Raw genomic sequence first — 15,133 nt, forward strand, 5'->3', positions numbered from 1 at the left:
CGCTAAAGGTTCTGATTTTTAAGGAAATTTAAGGCGTTTTAAGCGACGTTGGCTATTGGACATTAGATGGCCTACTTCGTCAGTTTCCGAATTTCATCGTCATTGACTTTGACCGGGTATTTCTGCCGAAGTTGTGCCAGCCACTGTTTTTCGAGTACTCCCTGATAGTCGTTAATAACCGAACCTCTGGCTTCGGCAAACGTTTTGGCGCGGGCGGGTTCAATTCGGCTAATGGATACCATCACCGATTTGCTATCCCGATTAAAGGTTGTCGTTCCTTCTTTCCATTCGCTGATACCGTCGAGAATGGCATTGTCACCTTCGGCAAAAATACCGTCCAGAACCGTAACAGCCGCTTCGGTGTCTGCCTGGCCATAAGAGTTGTTCAAGACTCGGGCAATGTCGGTTTTTGCGTTCGAAAAGTACTGGAAAGAAATCCGGCGCTGAACAGCAGGATCTTTGGGAGCATCGGTCGTACGCCGTGGTGGAACGCCCTGGTAGTCTTTTTCGGCAATCCGATTGAGAGTAATGCCATTCTTTAGCAGGTAATTAACAACAGCTCGGATGCGCCCTGCCGAAATGGAATCTCTCTCGGTGGCATCATGAGAGCCCGATACTTCAACCACATAAGCCGGATTGCTGGCCAATGTGGCAACTACCTCAAACAACCTTTCCCGAAGTTTGGGCGTTAACATGGTTTGATTCTGATCAAATGATAAGTCTGGTGCCGACCGGCGTAACTGATAGGGCGGACGGCCTGCCAGCATTTCACGAGCCTGTTTCAACTGGTCTTCGTTTTGAGCAACAACAATCGTTGCTACGGCTCGCTCCGGAAAGCGATACTGATCTTTATGTTGCTCAAAATACTGCCGTTGACCCGTGGAGTCGGTCATCGAACGTTCCCACACATTTTCTTCCATTACCTGCGACAGCAAAACACCCTCTCTGATCTCGCTGAGCAAGGCCCGAAATTCGGGCGACTTTTTGTCCAGGTTATCTTCTTCGGTGCTGATGAGCTGATCGCCAATAAAGCGGTCGAATAGTCGGCGCATGGCTACTGCGGGCGACCCAACGATGGGCTGGGTAGGCTCAGCATCGGCCAGTGCCGGATTTCGCTGTGGCTGTTGTTTTAGCCGTACATAGGCAAAAAACTGGTTAACACTAATGGGCTTTCCGCCAATCGTCGCAATTGTTTTATTGTCCAGATCTGCTTCCAGCGGTTCGCTGAAGCGCCATTTTCCTCTGAGAAGACTGCTATCGGCTTTGGCCAGAGCAGTGGCCACTACTGATTTATCTTCCTGAATCGGATAGTCTTTCCGAAGCCGCTGAACGGTCGATTGGCGTAATACCTCAGCCCGAGTATCGGTCGTGACGCGCTGCCGGAGCGAAGGAGCCAGGTCGGCATATGGCTCAAGTCCTTTCCGTTCGATGAGTTTAATAATATGCCAGCCATAATTGGTTTGAACGGGTTTTGATAGTTCTCCGGGCTTTGTGAGTGCATAGGCGGCCTGTTCGAAAGCGGGAACCTGCCGATCTACGCCAAATAGAGGCAAAAGGCCACCATTGTTACGCGAGGTAACATCATCAGAAACTTCCTTGCAAACAGTTTCGAACAAATCACCCTTTTGTAGGCGAGCATAGGCGGCATCGATTCGATCTTTTGCTGCTTTCTGCCCCGTTTCGTCGGCACCAGGGCTTAGCCGAACCAATAGGTGAGCGACACGGATCTTTCCACGCCCAGGCCGGCGGTCATTCACTTGTAAAAGATGATAGCCGAAACGGGTTCGAATAGGTTGCGAAATCTGCCCAACGGGGGTAGCATAGGCGGCTGTTTCGAGGGGGTAGATCAGCGAAAAAGCAGTGATGTAGCCTAGATTGCCACCTTTGCTGGCGGTTTGTACATCCTGCGAATTGTCCTGGGCAAGTTTGGCAAAATCGGTGCCTGCCAAAGCCTGTTTTCGAATCGCCAGCGCTTTTTGATAGGCGGCCAGAGTATCGGCAGGCGCAGCATCCTGAACAACCGATACCAGAATATGCGACACATTTATTTCTTCCTGCATGTGCTGATATGCTTCGGCGGCCATCGACTCAACCAGTACCTTATCGGTCAGATACGACTGTGCCAGTTGCTTTCGATAGGTGTTTATTTCCTCCCGAAAGGCTTCGGTGGTGTCGCGCCCCTCGGCTTCGGCATCCAGCACTTTAAGCTTTAAATTGGTATACAGGTCGAGATAATCTTTTACATCAGTATGCTGGGTAGAATCTGATGAGAACTGGTTTTTTGTAAACGACTGAAAAAAATCGTCAGTACTGAAGGTTTTAGAACCCAGGGTCAGAATAACCGGTTGCGGGGGCGTTTGCTGAACTACGGGTGCGGATGTTTTGCAGGCCGTTACGGCAAGTGCCAGCAATATTCCGCCTGTGAGTTGGCGCATAGCGTCGGAGAAGAAAATGGATTTATTCGGTTTATTAATCACTCAGATATTGGTAGATGAGATAAGCAGATAACAGTTAAGTAGCGTTGTTTCCCTGTTTAACTTATAACGCCCTCATGAATCAATAGATAGTTTTTTGGGTAGGTAGCGAATGCAACACCTTGTATACGATAAAACGAAGTTAAGGACAAAAACATTCGATCTATGAAAACAACGATCGAAGATAATGCTTATTGGCGAACTGGCCGGATTTTCATAGCCTTAAGTACAACATCATAATCAAGTCGGTATTCGAACGAATCGCGCATATTTCGTCCTGAAAATACGGCTGGCACATGCACCAATCGTTGCTTTCTTTTGCGTAATTCAGCTTCATTGAGTTCAATACTGCTTTGGCCAAGTAGGTCGTCGTCGTCGAGGTGGTCAATGAGTTGTAAGCCAATACCCGATGCTGCCAAACCGGCTGCTACATATTTTAAGGGTGTTAATACTTCCGTTGCCGTTACAACCAAAGCTGCTGGGCCAGAGACAATGTTATGAATGCGACGTACTTTATCCAGCATTTGTTTGGCTCGGTTATAGTCGTCTACTTCAATCAACACCAGCGAAGCCACAATTCGACCATTTCGCGGGAGTTCCAGATGGATGGGCTGAGCTTTGATTGAAGACGCTTTTTGCAGATCAAGCTGCTCGCCTTTCTGGATAGATACAACGCCCCAGCCGCCATTCACAACCGATATTGCTTTGTTACTGGCATCGTAGCTGGTCAGCGAATAGGCCATCATCACCTCGTCGTGTCGACTTAGTGTTTCTTCCAGATCGACGGCTTTTAAGGAGCGTGGAGCTAACTCAGCCAGAATTGACGGCTGCGGAGAACAACTCACTATCTGGACCAGGATTATACTGATTAGGCTGATTTTCAGGATTTTGTTGAACTCAGTCATAAACACACCACTACGTATGAATAGTTGTATAATCAGCTCGGAACTTCTTCAATAACTGACTCGCCCGACGATTGGTCGCCACTGGTCCATTGCCAGCGCTCATGCAGCCGGATTCGGCCATCGGGCAATTGTTCTGGAATCGATTTACATCGGCCAGTCATTAGTTCGTGCTGGGCGTTGATGTGTTCGTACCGCATCTCCAGACTCTGATCGTCCTGTACTGTGGCAATCAAAAATCCTTTAATGATGGCCCCGCCACTATAGTCAGCCCAGACAATACGGTCTTGCTGATGATAATAAAATAGGGTTTCACCACTCACTTCGCCATTGTCGGTATTGGCAACAGATCGGAAAATTTTGTTATCGTACATGCTGGTTCAGACACTAGGTTCCTGTTGGCTCAGGCAGTGAAAACTTCCAAGTCCCCATACGATTTCGGTTGAGTCGATGCCAATGATCGTACGTTCTGGAAAACACTGGCCAATCAAATCGAGGGCGGTTTGGTCCTTGTCGCAGCGGAATGTAGGAACGATAACCGACTTGTTGGTAATCAGGAAATTAGCATATGATGCCGGAAGCCGTAACCCATCGCTGATGACCGGGTCTGGCATGGGTAGTTCGACAATAGTGAGTTGTTTCCCGTTCAGGAGACGCATCTGTTTTAGCTCCTGATGAATTTCCTGCAGGAAGGGGTAATTGTCGTCGTTTCGATTCGGCTCGAAGGCCGCAATAACTGTATCTTCATTGACAAACCGGACCGTGTCGTCGATATGCCCGTCGGTATCGTCGCCCACAATTCCATCTTCAACCCAAAGCACCTGCTGCACGCCATAATAATTGCACAGATACTGCTCGATCCGTTCCTGAGTTAAATGGCTGTTTCGGTTCTGATTGAGCAGGCAGGCCCGGCTGGTCAGTACGGTTCCGGCTCCGTTGAATTCGACCGATCCGCCTTCCATAACAATTCCTGGGGTTACATACTCCAGGCCGCGATAGTGGGCAATTTCGATTGGAATAAGGTCGTCGCGATCGTAGGGTGGATATTTGCCACCCCAGGCATTATAACCCCAGTTAACAATCATGCGGTCTTTCGTTTTCGGATTGATCAGAAAAGCCGGTCCATGATCGCGGCACCATGAATCGTTGGTAGGGTTGGGCAAAAGTGTAATGCGGTCCATATCGGCCCCGGCAGCGAGCAGGCGGAGTTTAGCGGCCTGGATGACAATGTCGTTGTGAGCGTTGATACAAACCTGTTCGCTCTCGGCAATGGCTTTGATGAAGTCGATATAAGCCGGAAACATCAATTCCTGGCGCTCTTTGGTCCACGATGCTTCGGTATGTGGCCAGCTTAGCCAGGTTGCCAGGTGCGGATGCCATTCGGCCGGAAAGAAAAAACCCTCGCGGGCAGGAATGAAGGAGTTGTCGAATGAGTTGCTCAATGGTATGAACGTTGGTTCAATAAAAAAGTACTGTTACAAAGGTACAAAATAGCCCGCTCAGCGGCTGGATTTGCGTACCAAATCCTGTAGCGTTGCTACGGAAAGCTCCGTAAAGTCGTTAACAATCAGCGAGGCCCCCGTCGATATCAGCTCATTGGGAGTGTGAGTAGTGGCCAGAGCAACTACCGACATACCTGCGTTTAAGCCCGCTTCAATTCCGGCAAAAGCATCTTCAAACACAATACAGCGAGCAGGAGCAACGCCAACACGTTCGGCCGCTTTCAGGTAGATTTCGGGGTCTGGTTTTCCGCGGGTTACCATACTGGCGTCAACCACGGTATCGAAATAAGGGCGTAAGGGCAATCCGTCGAGGGTAAAATACACATTGCTGATCGGAGCTGACGTACCCACGGCCATCCGTACATGCTTAGCTTTCAGGGCGTCCAGAAGCGGGAGCAAGCCTGGCGTCGACTGAAGATATGGGCGATAGAGTTCCCGATAAATAGCTTCTTTCTCTTCGGTCAGTGTGATGAGTTGGCCGGGTTCAATAGGCCGTCCGAACACATAGGCCATGGCATCGGCCGAAACGCGTCCATTAATATGTTCGAGATACTGATTGCGGGTCAGCGGAAAGCCTTTCTCCTGAGCAAACTGTAACCAGGCATTAATATGGAAATCGGCATTGTCGACCAGAACACCGTCCATGTCGAAAAGTGCGGCAAACGGGAAATCGTGCATAAAAACAGAAGAAAGATGGAGGCCGGTTGCCGTTTATACCAACAGGGGCAAAGCCATGCAAAGAAAGCAGATTCTGGTTTAAGCGTTGTTATCGGGCGTCGAAGTTGGCGGTAATTCAGGCAAAATATCACCAGCCAGCACAGCCGCTTCGTGGAGCAGTTCGGTGGCGACAAGTTCATCCGTTACGGTTTCAATCCGCTCATCAAACAGATCCTCGGTATTATTGGCTTTCATGCCAGCGAGTAGCCTCCCAACATACAGCAGGCTAAGCGAAAACCGGAGTTCGGGTAGAACGGAGCTATGACGGGTTTGGGGTTCATTTTGCATCGTGTAATTCTAACAAAATCTGAATCGAAAAAGAGCCAGAGCAGACCTTAACCATTGATTTTATTGTGGGGAGGGTTGCGTAATAGTTGTTGGTACGTTAAACTTATGGGGCACTTGTGTTACCATTATTCAAAAACAATACAGGACTTCACTACAAAACCGTGCCAGCGTACGACGCACTGTGGTTAGCTTGCGCATAATGATAGAACCGTGGCACGATTTTTTGCGAAAGCCCTGCCATAATATTACCAACTATAACAGCGCAATATGAACTTAGATCTTCGGAAACCCTATCTAGCGAGTTGGTTTTCTATACCCGTATTGTTGCTGACTGGGGCAGGTTTCAATGGGCGCACTGTTGATATTCAACTGGCAGATACTTATTATGTAGTCGGTAATATGAATTTTGCCTGGCTAGGCTCGATACTTTTGTTTGGGGTGGGTGTGGGTTATTGGTTAATGCGCCGGAACCTAAAAAGATCCAATCCAACACTGACAAGACTGCACCTACTGCTGACTATTGGTCCGTTATTTATGATTGTGCTTCCATTAGAAAAAAGCAGCCAGATTTTGTCTGACTGCTTTGTTGGATGTGCTATTGCGTTACTACTGGGGCAGTGTCTGTTTCTTATCAACTGCGCATTACTGCTGATTCGGTCTATAATTCCTTAATCTTCAGATTGCGGAAGTAAATAGGTGCCCCGGCATGTTTTCCCTGTAAACCAATATAGCCATGCAAGGGTAAGTCGGCAGCGGGTTTGCTGAGCCAGGCCGGAACCTCAGAGCCATCAGGGTTTGTCTTGGCCGATGTGAATTTCGACAGATCAATGGTGTTCACTAACTGATTGTTGAGAACGATATAAATCATTTTTCCCTGACAGGTAATCGTATACCGGTTCCATTCGCCAGGCTTTTTTACCAGGCTTTTGGTAGCAGCCTGATGGCCGAAAAAAGCACCACATTGCCAATTTTTGGGCGATTCTGACCATTTTTTAGAATGGTCGTCGGCGATCTGAATTTCTACCGAATTTGGAATCCAGTTGGCTGTGTCGCTACAGTGCACAACAATGCCGCTATTGGTTCCATCGGCGGTTTTAAACTGAAGGTCCAGCACAAAATCGTCATAGGCTCTGGCTGTCCAGATGGCTTTATCTTCGGTGGCCGTGAGTTCGCCCTCCGAATAACTCCATACGCCTTTAGGGTAACCTGCATCAGATAAGTCTCTCTCGAAAAGGGGTTTCCAGCCTGCTCCGTTCGTATTGGGGTGTCCGGTAGGTGGAGTCTGAGCGAATAATTGGGTGGTTAATGCCAGTAAAAGACCTGTAAGGAGCAGACAGCTTTTCATCTAGTTTAGTGGTAAAGTCTATTTACAAAGAAAGGTGTTTTTACATAGAACGGCACCGTATATGCCGAGATTTTATTGCCCCAGTCTATACAGTGCCGTTCGAAATAGCTTGCCAATCAGTCGATTGTGTTAAAGCAGATTGCTGACTTTTAGGTTATACCAGAGCCGCTTGTTGGGTTGCTTTGGCTTCGCTCTGCCGAAAACTTTTCATGATCCAGCCGCCACCAATAACATCATTGTCTTCGTAGAAAACGGCAGCCTGACCGGGTGCAATAGCCGAAACACCTTCATGGAAAAGAACTTCAATTTTATCGTTATGCTGAGATATAGTTGCAGCCGTTCCCGGATCTTTGTATCGAACTTTGGTAATGGTTTCGAGTGGAGCCGGAAGGTGACCATATTTTTGCAGATTCAGTTTGCTCACAATCATGCCATCGCGCAGTAGGTCTTTATCGATTCCCAGTACAACTTCGTTGGTTTCTTTCCGAATTTCGGTAACAAACATAGGCTGACCGAAGGCCATGCCCAGCCCTTTCCGTTGCCCAATGGTATAGAATGGATAACCCTGGTGTTTGCCGAGAATTTTGCCGGTCCCTTCCATTACAAAATTGCCACCCGCCACACTGTCTTCTAGTCCCGGAATGCGCCGTTTGAGAAAGCCCCGGTAATCGTTGTCGGGTACGAAGCAGATTTCGTATGATTCCGATTTGGTAACTAGTTCGATAAAGCCCCGTTCTTTGGCCATTTCGCGAATTTCAGATTTACGAAGATGTCCCAGAGGCAATTTGGTTCGACTCAGGCTTTCCTGCGATACACCCCAAAGCACGTAGGACTGATCTTTTAGTGTATCTACTCCTTTGGAAATAATGTATCGGCCATCCGCCAAACCACCTTGTTCCTGCCGGATATGGGCATAGTGTCCGGTTGCAATAAACTCACAGTCGAGCCGGTCGGCCCGGCGCAATAGGGCGTCCCATTTGATGTGCGTATTGCAGAGTACGCAGGGGTTTGGTGTGCGACCTTCCAGGTACTCGCCCGTGAAATGATCGATCACATAGTCGCCAAATTCTTCGCGGATATCCAGAATATAGTGCGGAAAGCCCAGGCTTACGGCAATGTTGCGGGCATCGTTGATGGAGTCGAGGCTGCAACAGCCAGTTTCTTTTTTAGTGCCGCCCGAAGATGCATAGTCCCATGTTTTCATGGTCATGCCAATTACTTCGTAGCCTTCTTCGTGCAGCATAACCGCTGCCAGTGAGGAATCGATGCCGCCACTCATGGCAACAAGAATGCGTCCGTGTTTACTCATAACGATCTGCCAGGATTCAAAGTCCTGCGATTATTGGTTTAATATGATGTTACTTAACAGAGGATCGCCCACTTCCTGTAATTCATGGCAATGGGTAAATACCAAATTATAGAAAATTTGTTCCATTTATGGAATGCCTCCATATCAATAACGCTTAACAACAACAGGCATAAATCAATTCAATATAGCCGGATAATTTGTTGGTAGCCGCCAAAAACGTCATGCGGAAAATACCAATATGGGCCAGCATTGGGTATTGGAAAACAAACCGACAATGAGCTATAGCGTTTAAGACGATCCGGTTTCTGAGCAAATTCTAACTAAATTACGCCGGAATTTAATTAACAGTTCAACCATTCATTACTCACAAGTCTTATGGAAGCAAATATTGGTATTTCCTCTGAAAACCGTGAAATCGTTGCCCATCAGTTATCTAAGGTATTGGCCGACGAATTCGTGCTCTACACAAAAACGCTCAATGCACACTGGAATCTGGAAGGGATGGATTTTCATTCAGTCCATCTCTATTTTGAAGAACTTTATAACCAATCTGCCGAGATTGTCGACGATGTTGCCGAACGAATCCGGCAGCTAGGGCATTATGCACCAGCAACGTTGAAAAACTTTCTGCAACTGACCCATTTAACCGAGCAGGACGAAGATGGCAACGATAGTCGTAGCCTGATTAAAAAGCTTCTGAGCGATCATGAAAGCATTATTACGTTTCTGCGGGGCAATATCAATGAGTTTCAGGAAGCTCATCACGACGCTGGAACGAGTGACTATATAACCGGGCTAATGGAAAAGCACGAAAAAATTGCCTGGATGCTACGGGCGCATCTTAAGTAATAATGGCGGGGGCGTCACGCAGGGATGGCGAGGAGCCCCCGCCATTATTTGCACCCTGCACCTGGTAGCCTTAACTTCGTGCCAGCAATCAATAGATTATAATGGCTCTCGCTACTTTAGTCAAAATTTCTAACGTTACCAATTTGAGTGATGCCCGATATTGTGCGGGCATGGGTGTCGATATGCTCGGCTTTTCGATGGATGTCGATTCTGTAAATTATGTTGAGCCCAAAACGTTTGCCGAAATAAAGTCCTGGGTGGCTGGCGTTCTGATTGTTGGCGAAACCGTATCGACCGATCCTGATGAGATCAGTCAAATGCTGGACACATACCAGCCCGATCTTTTGCAGGTGGATGAGGCCGCTTTGCTACCTTATCTGGGCACACTCGGCAAGCCGCTCATTCTACGAATTGATCTGTCGCTTGTTACGCTCGACGAACTCAGTACACTTATCAGAACCGGAGCTACCGGAGCAGATTATATTCTTCTGGAACATAATGGTCCACTTCATCTTGATAGCGATCTTAAGATTGTTCTTCAGCAGTTAGCCAGTCGCTACCCGGTTCTGCTAGGGGTAGGTATCTCAGCCAATAATGTTCGTGAACTACTGGCCGAACTACCGGTGCAGGGAATTGCATTGAGTGGAGGAGATGAGGAGCAGCCTGGCAATAAAGAGTTTGGCGAGTTAATGGATATTCTCGAAGCTATCGAAGAAGACTAGAAATAAATAAGGTAGCTCCCTGGGTAGCCAATAAACAAACCTGAAAGGGTTTACAATCTTTCAGGATTTAGTTGAATGCCTGCTACTATGTATAACCTACTATCATTGAAAACATACTTCCATCACACGGCACGTCCATTCTTCCAATTCTGATTTCATACGTTCTTTTCCGTTACTAGGTTTACATCGGTTTTAGACACAAAAAGCCATGAACAAACGATTAGAACGTATTCCTGACCAGGCCCAGATAGGTGGTGTATGCGCTGGTATAGCCGACTACTTTGGTATAGATCGCTCCTTAGTCCGAGTCCTATTTGTGATAGGAATTTTCATTCCGCACTTTCCAGCGCTTATCATTTACTGTATCTTGTGGATTGCGCTGCCAGAACGCAGGTTCGGTACATCGGCCGCACAATCAACCGTTTATGCAAACCCTGTTTTTTCTATGAATCCCTACAATCCTAATCGACCCGCATCGCCCGACCGTAGTGTTGTTGGTGGAGCTGTCCTGATTCTGCTTGGCGTTTTGTTTTTGCTGGATCGTTATTTCGACATCGATTTCGGCGATCTGTGGCCGTTTTTCCTGATCGCTATTGGTCTGTGGCTAATTTTCCGCGATCGCATCAAAACGCCCTTCGATTCCAATAATAACAACAATCCTAATGACACTTTGTAAGCGTTGAAATAGGGGAGATGAGGTAGGTTCTGAATCCAGAAATACGTCATACTCCCTATTTCATGCGTTTACATCTTAAAAAAAAATGTCATGCAACGACGAAACGGATTATTCTGGGGCATTTGTCTACTCACATTTGGCGTGTTGTTTCTGGCACGTCGAGCCGGATGGCTGGATGTCGACTGGCATTCGCTTGTGAACTTGTGGCCCCTATTGTTGATTTTGGCTGGTATTAATATAATTCTTGAACGACGTGGCAATCCAGCCTCGTTTGTCACAACCGTAATGCTGGCCGTTGCCGTACCCACTACCTTATTTGGCTTCTTTTCGCATAATCGCGATCGGGAACACTATCATTGGCGCTGGGACCATGATGACGACGACGATGACCACAATCGCTCTGATGATGACGATAATGACAACGAAGATGAGTATCGCTCTGAGCGCGAGCACCGGAATTTAAGTGGGTCTGCTCAGACCAATACCTTTGCTGAGTCGATGGAGGCCGACACCCGGGAGGCCGTCTTTAAAATGGCCGGTGGTGCCGGGCGTTTCGAAATCAGTGACCCAACGTCGGAGTTGATTAAAGCCAACACGAAGCTCAATTTTGGTAGCTATACCATGACGGTTGACCGGAATGAAACAACGCATGTACCCACAATTGAGTTGAAACCAACGGATGAGGATCAGAAATTTGATCTGAAAGAGGGGAAATTTGAAAACCGGGTCGACGTACATCTGAACGAAAAGCCGGTATGGACAATGGATATTGCCTTAGGCGCTGGCCAGGGCGATCTGGATCTGAGTGCGTATGCCGTAAAAAATCTGAAACTGGCCGCTGGTGCTGCTGACCTCGATCTAAAGCTTGGCGCAAAAGCCGATCAGGCGGATGTGAAGCTGGATGTTGGTGCGGCTTCGGTTACGGTTCGGGTTCCGAAAGAAGTAGGTTGCCGCGTCGTAAAAGATGGAGCCCTGAATATCGAACGACTCGACGAGTTTACGGATATAGGGGGTGGCGAATTTGAAAGTCCTGGTTATGCAACAGCGCAAAAAAAGATGACGATTCGCTTTGATGGTGGTATCTCCAGCTTTAAAGTGGTACGCTACTGACCGGGATTTTTGTGATTTATCGGACTGACTTTGATTTTATTTTTAATCAAAGTCAGTCCGATAAATCACAAAAATCCCGCCGGGCCGCCGGGCGGTCTAGTTTTGTTTCAACTGATTGATCAGCATCCGATTGAATGTCTGTTCAGTTTTATACAATTCGGTTAGTTGGGCGGGGGTAATTACTTTTAGAAACCGGCTCATATATTCCTGATCGAGGTCGGCCAGTTTTTGTTTGGTGGCATTGATCTCGCGCAATCCATTTACCAACTGATTGTCGTTGAGGTTGTTGCGGGCTGGGTCGCTGGTTAGCTGGCGAATTCGTCGGTTCAGTTCCTGCTTTCTGGCGTTATATTCATTATAAATTGCCCAGAATTGCGGAGCCTGGTCCGTGGTCAGATTCAACCGATTTGTGATCATGCCAATCTTGGCTGATTCAATTTTCTGGCGTCCGTTGAGGTCGTTTTGTGCCTGTGCGATGTGGGTTGTCATCACAAAAGCTACTATCCAACCAATCCATGCGTGTCTCATTGTGGTAGAATTAACCATTCTATAAGTCAGGAGCCGTAGCTCAGAATGTCCGATACGTTTTGTTCGTCGATGTGCCGTTGGATATCAGCCGGCTGTACATTTAAATACTGGATAGCTGTTGTATCGCTGCCCAACGACGCATGAATTTGCTGACCATCGGCCAATTCGTAGGGATCGACTCCCTGATCGTCCAGATAAGCGGCAATTACTTCATCGCTTACACCTGCCAATGCTTCATTGCCAATCGATTCCTGCCGCTGGGGGAGTGTTTTCCAGACAAGCAGTACGAGCAGGCTGGCACCAGCCAGCGACGCAGCCGTTCGTTGCCACGACCAGCTAATACTAAAAGCTGGTTTGGGCTTACGCGTTACACGAGCCTGAATTCGCGATGGTAACTGATCGAAGTAACCATCGGGAGCCCTGAACGGTTGCTGCCTGAGCGCGTGTTCAGGGGGAAGTTCATCGAGCCTGAAGTTTTCCATTTCATTCATTGTCGTTCTGTGTACAAGTTACACAATTCATTCTGTATATGAGGTTTGACAAGCTTCATGAAGCGGGGTTTAATCGGATGTATCAGATTTGTCCAAATATTCTTCGATTTTTTTTACCGCCAGATGATACGATGCTTTCAAGGCCCCAACCGACGTGCCGGTAATCTCTGCTATTTCTTCATACTTCATATCGTCGAAGTATTTCATATTAAAGACCAGCCGTTGTTTATCGGGTAATTTCAGAAGTGCCTTTTGTAACTTCATCTGAATTTCTTCGCCACTGGGTTCATTGCCGGAGGTAACAAAATCCGTATTACTTTCCAGCTTCTCCATCAACTCGCCCTCCACATCGCCTATCGGTAAGAAAAAACGACGCCGTTTTTTGTTCAAAAAATTGAGGCACTCGTTGGTAGCAATTCGGTAAATCCAGGTATATAACTGACTGTCACCCCGAAACTGTTCCAGGCTATTCCAGACTTTAATAAATGTTTCCTGAACCAGATCATCGGCATCGTCGTGGTCAATGACCATCTTCCGGATATGCCAGTAAATCTTCTGCTGATACTTGCGTACCAGGAGATTGAAGGCATAGTTCCGGCTCGACGGATCGCGATATTTGGCTAGGAGTTCTTCGTCAGTCATTTTAGTTCAGTTTACAGTTTTCCGTTTAGAGTTTTCAGTGCCTCGCCTGTTTAAGACCTTCGCAGAGCACTGAAAACTCTAAACGGAAAACTGTAAACTCATTTTCTTGCCATTACTTTTTTCACCTGCTCAACAATTTTATCGGCGGTGAGACCATATTTCTGCATCAGTTGATCGGGCGTACCACTTTCTCCGAAGGTATCATGAACGCCAACGTATTCGAGTGGAGCCGGATAATTTCGCGCCAGTACCTGGGCAATGCTATCGCCCAGACCGCCGTTGATCATGTGCTCTTCGGCCGATACGGCACACCCCGTTTTCTTCACTGATGCCAGAATGGCTTCTTCATCTAACGGTTTAATCGTATGGATATTGATAATGTCGGCTTCAATTCCTTCAGCAGCCAGTATTTCTCCCGCTTTGATCGATTCCCAAACGAGGTGACCGGTACAGAAAATCGACACGTCGGAGCCTTCATTGACAGTCCAGGCTTTGCCAATTTCAAATTTCTGATCGGCAGGTGTAAAGACTGGAATAACCGGACGGCCAAATCGTAGATAAACCGGGCCAACGTGATTAGCAATAGCAATGGTTGCCGCTTTGGTCTGGTTGTAGTCGCATGGGTTAATGACGGTCATGTTGGGCAGCATTTTCATCATGCCCAAATCTTCCAGAATCTGGTGTGTAGCACCATCTTCACCCAGTGTTACACCCGCGTGCGATGCGCAGATTTTAACATTTTTGTTCGAGTATGCTACCGACTGGCGAATCTGGTCATAAACGCGGCCCGTTGCGAAGTTGGCGAAGGTGGTAGCAAACGGAATGTGGCCACCAATAGTCAGACCGGCCGAAACACCAATCATGTTGGCTTCGGCAATACCGCATTGCACGAAACGGTCGGGGTTTTCTTTAATGAATGCTTCGAGTTTCAGCGACCCGGCCAGATCGGCGGTCAGAGCTACCACATTGGGGTGGGTTTTGCCGAGTTCGGCAATGCCCGCGCCAAAGCCGGAGCGGGTGTCTTTTTTTTCGGTATACTCGTATTTTTTCATTGTCTGTATTCAGTTCGCCGAAGCGATGGTTTGCAATTTAGTGAGAAAATAGTGGGCACTCGGACAATTGGGATGCTGGGCTGCTTTTTCTACGGTGAAACCGTATTTAAGCATCCGACGGGCAAGAATTGGTTTTGTTCCAACTCCCCGCCCTGTTTCTTTGAGGAAGAGCCGACGTATTGTTTCAAATGGCTCCGGTTCCTGTTCTGGATATTCGAAATAAGCTGTCTTCCCTAATAACGCGCTCAATGTAGCAGAATCGGCCAGAAACCAGGCTTCGGCTTCCCGTATAGCTACAATAATGTGCTGGTTAGGAAAATCGCCAATTCGCTGTCGGGTTCGGGTTATGCAGGAATCTTCATCAAGGTCTGTTAAGATAACCACTGCGTCGGCCCCGGCTTTCTTAAGTGTTTCCCGCTTTTCGCCTAAGTTATGAGGCAACAGATTTCCATTGCCATCAGCGTCTTCAACGGGAAAAATACACTGTAATCCAGCTTTTTGTAACACTTGTTGAAAGGCATCTGAT

17 protein-coding genes are annotated in these 15,133 nt (G+C 47.6%); 4 read left to right on the forward strand and 13 right to left on the reverse strand.

Features of this window, described 5'->3' with window-relative positions; genetic code table 11:
• Nucleotides 1-71 precede the first annotated feature (71 nt).
• The 8 genes from WBJ53_RS13185 to mnmA form a co-directional block, all read right to left on the reverse strand.
• Entirely contained in the window at nt 72-2,435 is a 2,364-nt protein-coding gene (locus WBJ53_RS13185; protein ID WP_338876601.1) for a peptidylprolyl isomerase, read from the reverse strand.
• A gap of 230 nt (nt 2,436-2,665) precedes the next feature.
• Nucleotides 2,666-3,379 carry a hypothetical protein gene (locus WBJ53_RS13190; RefSeq protein WP_338876602.1) on the reverse strand — a complete coding sequence of 238 codons (714 nt, stop codon included), beginning with the start codon at nt 3,377-3,379 and terminating at the stop codon, nt 2,666-2,668.
• 32 nt (nt 3,380-3,411) lie between these two features.
• Nucleotides 3,412-3,750, reverse strand: coding sequence for a n-acetylglutamate synthase (locus WBJ53_RS13195; protein ID WP_338876603.1), 339 nt, complete (start codon nt 3,748-3,750; stop codon nt 3,412-3,414).
• A 6-nt stretch (nt 3,751-3,756) separates the two neighbouring features.
• Nucleotides 3,757-4,818 carry an agmatine deiminase family protein gene (locus tag WBJ53_RS13200; RefSeq protein WP_338876604.1) on the reverse strand — a complete coding sequence of 354 codons (1,062 nt, stop codon included), beginning with the start codon at nt 4,816-4,818 and terminating at the stop codon, nt 3,757-3,759.
• Between the two features lie 57 nt (nt 4,819-4,875).
• Nucleotides 4,876-5,556 carry an HAD family phosphatase gene (locus tag WBJ53_RS13205; RefSeq protein WP_338876605.1) on the reverse strand — a complete coding sequence of 227 codons (681 nt, stop codon included), beginning with the start codon at nt 5,554-5,556 and terminating at the stop codon, nt 4,876-4,878.
• Nucleotides 5,557-5,634: 78 nt separating this feature from the next.
• On the reverse strand, nt 5,635-5,883 hold the full coding sequence (locus WBJ53_RS13210) for a hypothetical protein (protein WP_338876606.1): 249 nt from the start codon (nt 5,881-5,883) through the stop codon (nt 5,635-5,637).
• A 658-nt stretch (nt 5,884-6,541) separates the two neighbouring features.
• Nucleotides 6,542-7,228, reverse strand: coding sequence for a DUF1080 domain-containing protein (locus WBJ53_RS13215; RefSeq protein WP_338876607.1), 687 nt, complete (start codon nt 7,226-7,228; stop codon nt 6,542-6,544).
• Nucleotides 7,229-7,382: 154 nt separating this feature from the next.
• Nucleotides 7,383-8,537: a tRNA 2-thiouridine(34) synthase MnmA gene (mnmA, locus tag WBJ53_RS13220; RefSeq protein WP_338876608.1), complete on the reverse strand. Its 1,155-nt coding sequence runs from the start codon at nt 8,535-8,537 to the stop codon at nt 7,383-7,385.
• A 375-nt stretch (nt 8,538-8,912) separates the two neighbouring features.
• On the opposite strand from mnmA, the gene WBJ53_RS13225 reads away from it, so the two are divergent.
• The 4 genes from WBJ53_RS13225 to WBJ53_RS13240 all read left to right on the forward strand — a co-directional run bounded on the left by WBJ53_RS13225 (nt 8,913) and on the right by WBJ53_RS13240 (nt 11,894).
• Nucleotides 8,913-9,386, forward strand: coding sequence for a DNA starvation/stationary phase protection protein (locus tag WBJ53_RS13225; RefSeq protein ID WP_338876609.1), 474 nt, complete (start codon nt 8,913-8,915; stop codon nt 9,384-9,386).
• A 101-nt stretch (nt 9,387-9,487) separates the two neighbouring features.
• A complete protein-coding gene (locus WBJ53_RS13230) occupies nt 9,488-10,108 on the forward strand; it encodes an N-(5'-phosphoribosyl)anthranilate isomerase (RefSeq protein WP_338876610.1) in 621 nt (206 codons plus the stop codon).
• A 208-nt stretch (nt 10,109-10,316) separates the two neighbouring features.
• Nucleotides 10,317-10,784, forward strand: a complete 468-nt coding sequence (locus tag WBJ53_RS13235) for a PspC domain-containing protein (protein ID WP_338876611.1) — start codon at nt 10,317-10,319, stop codon at nt 10,782-10,784.
• A 90-nt stretch (nt 10,785-10,874) separates the two neighbouring features.
• Nucleotides 10,875-11,894, forward strand: coding sequence for a DUF5668 domain-containing protein (locus WBJ53_RS13240; RefSeq protein ID WP_338876612.1), 1,020 nt, complete (start codon nt 10,875-10,877; stop codon nt 11,892-11,894).
• 96 nt (nt 11,895-11,990) lie between these two features.
• Here the strand turns inward: WBJ53_RS13240 and WBJ53_RS13245 are convergent, their stop codons facing one another.
• The 5 genes from WBJ53_RS13245 to WBJ53_RS13265 all read right to left on the reverse strand — a co-directional run bounded on the left by WBJ53_RS13245 (nt 11,991) and on the right by WBJ53_RS13265 (nt 15,114).
• Entirely contained in the window at nt 11,991-12,422 is a 432-nt protein-coding gene (locus tag WBJ53_RS13245) for a hypothetical protein (RefSeq protein ID WP_338876613.1), read from the reverse strand.
• Nucleotides 12,423-12,448: 26 nt separating this feature from the next.
• The gene (locus WBJ53_RS13250; RefSeq protein WP_338876614.1) at nt 12,449-12,913 is read right to left on the reverse strand and encodes a hypothetical protein; all 465 of its coding nucleotides are present in this window, start codon (nt 12,911-12,913) and stop codon (nt 12,449-12,451) included.
• Between the two features lie 69 nt (nt 12,914-12,982).
• Nucleotides 12,983-13,555, reverse strand: a complete 573-nt coding sequence (locus WBJ53_RS13255) for a sigma-70 family RNA polymerase sigma factor (protein ID WP_338876615.1) — start codon at nt 13,553-13,555, stop codon at nt 12,983-12,985.
• Between the two features lie 98 nt (nt 13,556-13,653).
• The gene (locus tag WBJ53_RS13260) at nt 13,654-14,607 is read right to left on the reverse strand and encodes a transketolase C-terminal domain-containing protein (protein ID WP_338876616.1); all 954 of its coding nucleotides are present in this window, start codon (nt 14,605-14,607) and stop codon (nt 13,654-13,656) included.
• Nucleotides 14,608-14,616: 9 nt separating this feature from the next.
• Nucleotides 14,617-15,114 carry a hypothetical protein gene (locus WBJ53_RS13265; RefSeq protein ID WP_338876617.1) on the reverse strand — a complete coding sequence of 166 codons (498 nt, stop codon included), beginning with the start codon at nt 15,112-15,114 and terminating at the stop codon, nt 14,617-14,619.
• Nucleotides 15,115-15,133: the final 19 nt, after the last annotated feature.

The organism is Spirosoma sp. SC4-14 (assembly GCF_037201965.1).
Lineage (GTDB): Bacteria > Bacteroidota > Bacteroidia > Cytophagales > Spirosomataceae > Spirosoma.